We start from the raw sequence: 7,794 nt of genomic DNA, 5'->3' as shown, positions 1-7,794 counted from the left end.
ATTCGCCTTGTTTTCCCTAAATCTTGCTGGCTAGACAAGGAAAAAACTAAGTTGTGCTTTAGCAACAATGAGTTGGAACATTTCTTATCCAAACCTCAGGTTAGGATAGTTTTATCTGTGGACATTCATCAAGCGATGCGATGCAGTGTTCAATTCGGTGTATTTTTTGCCTAAGCAGCGAAACTTGCTCTATGAAAGATACTTTGAGTTCGACTAAAAATGTGTTGATTTCGACCCAGTTAACTTGCCGCCCTTTAATTTCAATCACCTGCTGTAATTGCTTAATCGACACGCCGAGCGATTTTGCTTCTTTTATTAATAACAGCAGATCGACATCTACTTGAGAATAGACGCGATACTTACCAACACGCTCCGGGGTAGGAATAAGCCCTTTTTCTTCATAAAAGCGAATGGCCTTGACTGACAGCCCAGTTTGCTTCGACAGCTTGCCAATATACATTTTTGATTCTCCCAGCTAAAAGCAAAATAACGGTTTACAGCCTCCATAAAAGTTGCAACCATCTAATACCAATTGCACGCTAACAAAAAGTATCGTCAAGGAATAGAAAAAGATGTATCAGTTATTTTACTACCCTCGTAATGCCAGTTGGGCACCGCATCTCGTACTTGAACACCTACAACTAGAAAAAGAACTGCTCTTGGTCGATAGAAAAACACAACAACAAAAGTCTGCGACCTATTTAGAACTCAATCCAACAGGACGGATCCCGACATTGGTCGACGGTGACCAAATCATCTTCGAGAGTGCAGCAATTTGTTTGCATTTATGCGAAAAGCACCCTGAAGGACAGCTTATCCCTGCGCCAGCACCCCCACAAAAAGCCACGTTTTATCAGTGGCTTTTTTATTTAACCACGACAGTTCAGCCTGAACTCATGTTGTATTTCTATCCTGAAAAATATCAGCTTTCACCAGAGAGCGCCAAGGCCATGCCTCAAGTCGCTGAGCAACGAGTCGGCGAGATGTTTGCACTCATCGATAAGCAGTTAGCAACACACACCTACTTAGTTGGTGAGCAGCTCACACTTTGTGACTATTATTTGTTTATGCTAGCCCATTGGGCAAGTGGGTTTCAGACTGCGCCAAAAGACTATGCACATTTGGGCCGATTTATGCGAATGATGGCACAGCAAAAAGTGGTAAAAAGAGTGTGCGAAATTGAACAAACCGATCTAAGTTTTTATTAACATCCATTACACCAAGGAGGAAAAATGGAAACCTTAGTGAAAAACTATATCTCTGCCTACAATCATTTTGATATTCCGGGAATGCTAGCTCAGCTCACGGATGATATCGTGTTTGAGAATCTCGCCAATGGTGAAGTTACCACGCGTACAACCAGTAAGGTGGAGTTTGCAGAATTAGCAAATCAGTCTGCTAAGTTATTTTCTGAACGCAATCAATCTTTAACCGCCGCCACGCAAGACAATGATCTGTTTATTGTTCATGTGACATACAAAGCTAAATTAGCCCAAGACTTAGCCAATGGCATGAAAGCAGGGCAAAGTATCTCCTTGCAAGGCCGTTCAGAGTTTGCATTTCGTGATGGTAAAATTTGTTTGATAAGAGATATAAGCTAACTTCTTACTCCAGACTCGGATTATTAACTTGGCAAAATCAGCGTGCTTTTCTATGCTGGTTTTGTCACTTTCATCATTAATTCATTTCGACCTAAGCACTATCTTGCGCGCAGTCTAAGAAGAATTGAAAAAACGGAGAATAACAATGGGACTATTAAGTGGTCTACTCGGTAATGCAAGCGAAGTAGACAGTAACGAAGTTGATAAGTTATTAGAAGATACACTTATCGCAGGAGAAGAGGTTGCACAAGCTTACAAGGTGATCCGCGACTTATTTATTTTTACTAACAAGCGTTTAATTTTAATCGACAAGCAAGGCATGACGGGCAGCAAAATAGAAATGCTCAGCATTCCATATAGCAAAATAACAAAATACAGCAAAGAATCTGCGGGTCACTTCGACCTCGATGCGGAATTAAAAATCTGGATTGGCTCAGATCCAACGCCGATTAGTAAAGAGTTTAAAGCAGGCGATAATATCAACCAAGTGTATAAGATCATTTCACAATATTGTTTATAGCCACGCCCAGTTAACTTTGAATAGGCACGCAGGATGCGTGCTTCTACCTCGCACTTCTTTGTCCACTCTTTTATCAAAAGATTGCCGACTTGGCGCTATAACAAATTTGCAGAGTGACCTATCAACCGCCATTTATCATCGCTACATAAATACCAAATAGACCGCCTTTGTGCGTCATATGATCTCTCACCCAAGGTATTTTCCAGTGCGGAGACGTACTCAATCACAACCTTATTGGGGCTGTGCTCAACTAACTTATAATCCTCGCTAATTATTTTATGCTCGCTGAGATCTTCACTCTTCAAGCCTTCAATAATGTCATCTTTCGTCATACCATCACAAAATAGTCCATTTTCTGAAAACTCATCATGGATGTAGTCCGAGATCAGATTAATATTTTTTCGTAGCTCTGGCGAATGTAACGCTCGCTCTAAGGCTTCAATTTTATCCAGCATACTCTTTCCAAAAAGCCAGCATAAGCCGGCTTTGCTTCTGCGCTACTTACTTGCGAGGCCAAACACCTGCTAGGCATACATCTACAAACTTTTTAGGTTTCGTCAGCTCAATTTGAACTTGTGAATGGGCAGCTTCATTACGCTTAGCACGATTTTTTAAATATGACATGACTATCTCCTTTACTCTTGAATTATAAAGTTATGTACACCTAACTTAGGCAATACAGATTGAAAAAACTTGATGTCGAATAAGGCGGCGTGTTTTTCAGGCAATATTGAATCGACTTTAAATAAGTAGGGAACTTGATTAGTGGTTAGCGGATCGAGATCTGATGCCTGACAAGCTAGACAGTATGTTCTTATTATGGATTGGTAATGATCATTATATTCAATCTTTTCTAGTGGAGTTTCATTCCCGAGAACCACTTTTTTTCTAATTGGATAATGGTGTATAAACTGCCCAACACCTTTGCAAAATGCTTGGTATAGTTCTGTATGCAAAATAAATGCATGGAATAACTCATCAACCAACTTGCTTGCTGCAGCAACTGCTTGTGGTGAAATAACCACAAATATTAGATAGTCTTTTAGACCCTCAACGACCACCTGGATCTCATCATCAGATAATTTATATTCCAAGTGCGTTTCTATATACCAGTCAAACCACTCTAGTACAGCATCGTCAAACTTATAGTTTTCAATGAAATCGACCGCATTTTCCTTACCCTCAATTGCTTTCATTAAATCCCGTCTCCATCTCAGCAACAGCCTTAAGGTATACGTCTCACTTTAATTAGTCAAAGTGATTCTGCCCCTAATTGATTACTTGTATGAAACAATAAACATATTCCTGCTACCGAATTTCAACTGGCTTTAGTGAATTTAAACGCAGCAAAAGCATTGAATTAATAAAAGTAAAATTAGGCAATCTAGTTACACGTTTGCCAATTCACACTTACACATTTGCTCCTTAAAGTTTACAGCTGTTCAAATAACAGCTAACTTGTACCTGAAAAATTGCATAAGGATATAAAAATGATAAAGCAACTTACTAGCATAATTTTATGCTTAATACTGACCGCTTGTGGCAGCGGATCAAGTGACACAGCTCCAACAGATATAACTTCCAACAAGCCTCCAACAAATTCGCCTTTACCATCATCACCCACACCTCTTCCTAATATGAGCTTTGACCAAAGCTTTATCGGTGATGTTTCTGAGTTTGTTAAATTAGCGCATGCTGTTCAGTACTTCTATCCATCGGCCGAGGTGAGAGAATCAGATTGGTCACTTTTCATCGCAGAAAGCATTGTCGAATTAAACCAAACACCAAGTAAAGAGCGCAGAGAAAAGGGGATTGAACTCATACGACAAATTGCGCCTTACTTGGTTACACAACAAAACCACATCCCAAAATTGCTCCCTGATACGCAAACATATACTTGGATACAAAATGCGTCCGCGCATTTCAGCGCTTATACTCGGTTGCTAGTATCAGCTACGTTCGCTGAAATTCAAGAGGAGAAATACGCCCCCAGCGAACAATTTGTAACTCTTAACTTTTATCAAAGTCCCCTCTACTTACCACTCTACCTGCCCGTTAAAACTGAACTCTCTGGTGGTACATTCACTCAATTAGGCCGTTGGCAGGTTGAGTCTAACTTCGCGCGTACCGAAGCTTGTATGGCTACCGTGTCGGGAATGTGGGCCAATATTCAACATTTCTGGCCTTACTTTGGGCAGATTGATATTGACTGGTCAGCAAGTCTTACCCCGTTACTAACCGCTTGCATAACTGAAGAGCCAGAACGAAGGCTGCAGCTAATTAAAACCGAACTCACAAAATTGAATGACAACCACATTGTTGTTAAGACTCCAGATATGTTTACAGTTAGCGACGCGTACTATGGTACTTTTTTTTACGAGATTGTGGAGGGAAAAGCCATTGTAACTAGAGTTCAACAAGATGAGCAAAATGGTATCGAAATTGGAGATGAAGTACTTACTATTAATGATGAAGATATAATAGAACACCTATCAAAGAAAGCGCTTTACTCGCTTAAAAACACGCTACATAGATTGAGCCATACTGCAAGACAAGGAATTTATTTTAAAGATAAGACCCCTGTTAACTTTACCGTTAAAAAACCGACGGGGGAGATTTTTCAGGTAAATTTAACACCGCTAGAGCACAGTGAAGTAAAACCTTTGATCGGATTACCGTACATTCCCCATTCAACGTCAAAAATTGAAAATTTAGGCGACAATATATATAAAATCAATATTTATAACGTTATACCCGATGACTTGAGCGCGATAAAAGAAGCGTTAAAAAATGCTCATGGCGTTGTAATCGACTTTCGCCATTACCCACAAAGCTGGGACGGATGGCGAAGCGTATTAAGCTGGTTTATCAAACAAGATGCCACCAATGATACTTTGGCGCTATTATGGCAAGGAGCGCCAAATCAAACGGATAAAAAGCTCTACCCCGTTCAGCAAATAATTCATCGAGATGCCAACCCACTTTCAATTCCGTCCATAGTGCTTTCTTCTAGAAGAAGTATAAGTCAAAATGAACACGCTTTGGTGTTTGCACGTAGTGGCGGCCTAGCAATCTTAGGGGAGCACACATCTGGGATTAATGGTAACGTTTTTTGGGTTCCGTTTTTTGGCGGTTTAGAAGAGGGCAATCTAGGTGCTGAGTTCCAATACACAGGTATGCTCGCGAACCGACATAATGGTGATCCTTTGATCAACGCAGGTATTGCGCCAGATTATTTAGTGCCAAGAACTAGAGAGAGCATTATCAATGGTACTGATAATCAAGTAGAACGTGCCATTGATATTCTAAAATCAGAGCTTTAGTCTTATAACAGCTCACTTAATTGAATGATCCGCTTAGAAGCTATGACAACAAGTAGTTAGCTTTTAAGCGGACCCAAACTTTGTGAACTAACTCAGAATGAGAGGTTAGCGCCACATCAACTTATCGTACGTTCTGATCGCAGGCAAAAAAACCGAGTACAAACCCATAACCTTTGTATTGTGCGAGCAATTGTCCTAACTCTTGTCTAAAACGCTGATATTAAGCTTTAAATAAAATACGTAATGGTCTTTTTGCTCGAATCATACACCATAGGCGAAGGTTACAAAGGCTAGTATGATCTAGCCCATATAAAACACAACGCTATGTCTACTTTATGTAATAAAGCAATGTATTTTGTTCATAGCCACTATAAACACCATTACTATACGGCCATAAATCAAACTTAACATTGTGCTGATATAAAGAAGATCCAGCCCTCATATAACTGTCGCCACGACTTGTCGATTTAACACTTAAACTTATGAAGGAGTAATCCAAGCCAGAAAGGCTGCATCCTGTACCTTCATTTTGCCATAAAACTCCGGTGTCAAATGGGACTATAGGTTGACTTAAATCATTGCTCTGACTCAACGCTACACAATTCCCACTATTAAGCTTAGACTCATTAATAAAGGAGATTTTTGAATGCTCGTCTATAAACATCATTCCTGTTGACATGCTATTTCTGACAGCTAGCCACTGTTCGCTAGAAAGAACACTAGGTTCGCTCGCAGTTACAGGTGAAGATGTAACAATACTTTCAAGTCCGTCTTTATGGTGAGCAACTAATGTCCAGCCACCTCCATTTACATCCATTTCACACATGGCTAAAAATGGTGATATACCTCCGTTACCATCAGGGTCTATTTCATAAATACCCGATGCTATATTTGGGTTTTGTTCTTTTAAAGCAGCACATGTGGAACCTGTAACTTCTGATGGAGGCTCAGGCTCCGTTGTAGTGCTAGAGATAAACCCTCCGAAATACTCCAGTTCACCTATTGCTCTGTAACTGTGGCCTTGTGTTGAATGTATTTTCAACCGCACGAATCTCCCAACAGCAGGCTCTGTAAGTTCAATTAACTGATCCAAGCTTTTCACTAGCGAGAATGACTCATGGTCAATAAAATTAATATTATCATCGGAAACTTGTAACGTTACATCTTTGACGCCCATACCTGGATCTGATGCACCTGGATACAACATAACTCTGAATGAGGTAATGTACGCTTGACGATTAAAAGCAACTTGCAACCAATGCTCCTGTACAGAAGTCGTCAGCCAAATCCCCCTATTAATCTTTGAGTTCGCATCAATATTAACCTTGGCTGAGCTGTTGTAACCGTCAAATGCCCCTGAAGCACTATCTAAACCATAACTCTGGCTGGCCGAGTATGATGACTCATCTAATCCATTACTTCCAATTAAGGCTATATTTCCATATTGACCTGTTGAATCACCAGGATCTACTTCAAAGTTGCTATCAGTATCCAACCGAAGAGCAATTGTATCTTTTCCGTAATGAGTAATATCCTGAGCAAAAGTTTGATTTTTAATCGTCAGTAAACTTATCGTTTCCAGTAAGTGCTCTGTTTCAATATCTTTTGACTGTTCTTCTTGTACTAATAGCTTCCCATTTATAGTTTGAAAGCCATGTTGATTAATTGCTTGTTGATTTAAAGAATAAGCTAATCCGCTGTCTGTGAGTCCATTATTAGGTTGGCTGTATATGGCTAAATATCCGACTTTCTCACTATTACCATGCTTGGTACTTTCTTGCTCTTGACGATTAATTGTAACACCAAAGGTTAAAGCCGAAACGCTAGATACTCGTAATGAGTAAGCCTCCTTAGCACTTTGAGTCTGTCCGCTTAATAATACATGTGGAGCATGCGGAAAACTCTCACTGAAGAATTGCTGAGCACTCCCTTCTGATAAATCAAATTCACCAACTTCCCATATACTACCGTCTTCAAATTGATGCCGACCTTTTTCAACAATAAGGAATGACACATTTTCCTCACTATGCGCTCCATCAAGGTAAGGCCATTCATCAAAGAAGACTTCAAAACTAGAGTTCGACACACTAGAGATAGAAATTACACCTGGCTCACTATCTTTGTATGACGGGATCGAAGCGAAGACAACCGGATCATCATAACCAAATATCGGAATAGTCACTTTCTCACTAGATACTTTAACGCTGTCAATTAACGTAAAAGCACTTACATTTGAAATTAAAGTCATTGAAAATGAAATCAATAAGAGATACTTTTTCACTACAGTTCCTTATGTTAAAAATATTAATAAAACTTCAGAAAGTTTAATAACTACGAGACCCAAAATCTA

General features: G+C 39.7%; 9 protein-coding genes. 4 read left to right on the top strand and 5 right to left on the bottom strand.

Features of this window, described 5'->3' with window-relative positions:
• Positions 1-100 precede the first annotated feature (100 nt).
• Complete coding sequence (locus tag CWC03_RS22165) at positions 101-460, bottom strand: MerR family transcriptional regulator (RefSeq protein ID WP_138583696.1); 360 nt, start codon at positions 458-460, stop codon at positions 101-103.
• 112 nt (positions 461-572) lie between these two features.
• On the opposite strand from CWC03_RS22165, the gene CWC03_RS22160 reads away from it, so the two are divergent.
• The 3 genes from CWC03_RS22160 to CWC03_RS22150 all read left to right on the top strand — a co-directional run bounded on the left by CWC03_RS22160 (position 573) and on the right by CWC03_RS22150 (position 2,121).
• On the top strand, positions 573-1,208 hold the full coding sequence (locus tag CWC03_RS22160) for a glutathione S-transferase family protein (protein WP_138583695.1): 636 nt from the start codon (positions 573-575) through the stop codon (positions 1,206-1,208).
• Positions 1,209-1,232: 24 nt separating this feature from the next.
• Positions 1,233-1,601 carry a nuclear transport factor 2 family protein gene (locus CWC03_RS22155; protein ID WP_138583694.1) on the top strand — a complete coding sequence of 123 codons (369 nt, stop codon included), beginning with the start codon at positions 1,233-1,235 and terminating at the stop codon, positions 1,599-1,601.
• Positions 1,602-1,746: 145 nt separating this feature from the next.
• Complete coding sequence (locus tag CWC03_RS22150) at positions 1,747-2,121, top strand: PH domain-containing protein (RefSeq protein ID WP_138583693.1); 375 nt, start codon at positions 1,747-1,749, stop codon at positions 2,119-2,121.
• Between the two features lie 95 nt (positions 2,122-2,216).
• Here CWC03_RS22150 and CWC03_RS22145 read toward each other — a convergent pair whose 3' ends face one another.
• Genes CWC03_RS22145 through CWC03_RS22140 form a run of 3 tightly spaced genes read right to left on the bottom strand, consistent with a single transcriptional unit; the run spans position 2,217 to position 3,317 of the window.
• Positions 2,217-2,576, bottom strand: a complete 360-nt coding sequence (locus tag CWC03_RS22145; protein ID WP_138583692.1) for a nuclear transport factor 2 family protein — start codon at positions 2,574-2,576, stop codon at positions 2,217-2,219.
• A gap of 46 nt (positions 2,577-2,622) precedes the next feature.
• Complete coding sequence (locus CWC03_RS23910; protein WP_283234909.1) at positions 2,623-2,745, bottom strand: hypothetical protein; 123 nt, start codon at positions 2,743-2,745, stop codon at positions 2,623-2,625.
• Between the two features lie 11 nt (positions 2,746-2,756).
• On the bottom strand, positions 2,757-3,317 hold the full coding sequence (locus tag CWC03_RS22140; RefSeq protein ID WP_138583691.1) for a UCP032817 domain-containing protein: 561 nt from the start codon (positions 3,315-3,317) through the stop codon (positions 2,757-2,759).
• A 294-nt stretch (positions 3,318-3,611) separates the two neighbouring features.
• Here CWC03_RS22140 and CWC03_RS22135 point away from each other — a divergent pair, with 294 nt between their 5' ends.
• Entirely contained in the window at positions 3,612-5,444 is a 1,833-nt protein-coding gene (locus CWC03_RS22135; protein WP_138583690.1) for a S41 family peptidase, read from the top strand.
• Between the two features lie 328 nt (positions 5,445-5,772).
• On the opposite strand, the gene CWC03_RS23685 is transcribed toward CWC03_RS22135, so the two are convergent.
• A complete protein-coding gene (locus CWC03_RS23685; RefSeq protein WP_138583689.1) occupies positions 5,773-7,725 on the bottom strand; it encodes a discoidin domain-containing protein in 1,953 nt (650 codons plus the stop codon).
• Positions 7,726-7,794 lie beyond the last annotated feature (69 nt).

Origin of the sequence: Pseudoalteromonas sp. S2755 (assembly GCF_005886535.1) — a bacterium.
Lineage (GTDB): Bacteria > Pseudomonadota > Gammaproteobacteria > Enterobacterales > Alteromonadaceae > Pseudoalteromonas.
This window is presented reverse-complemented; position numbering and strand designations above follow the sequence as displayed.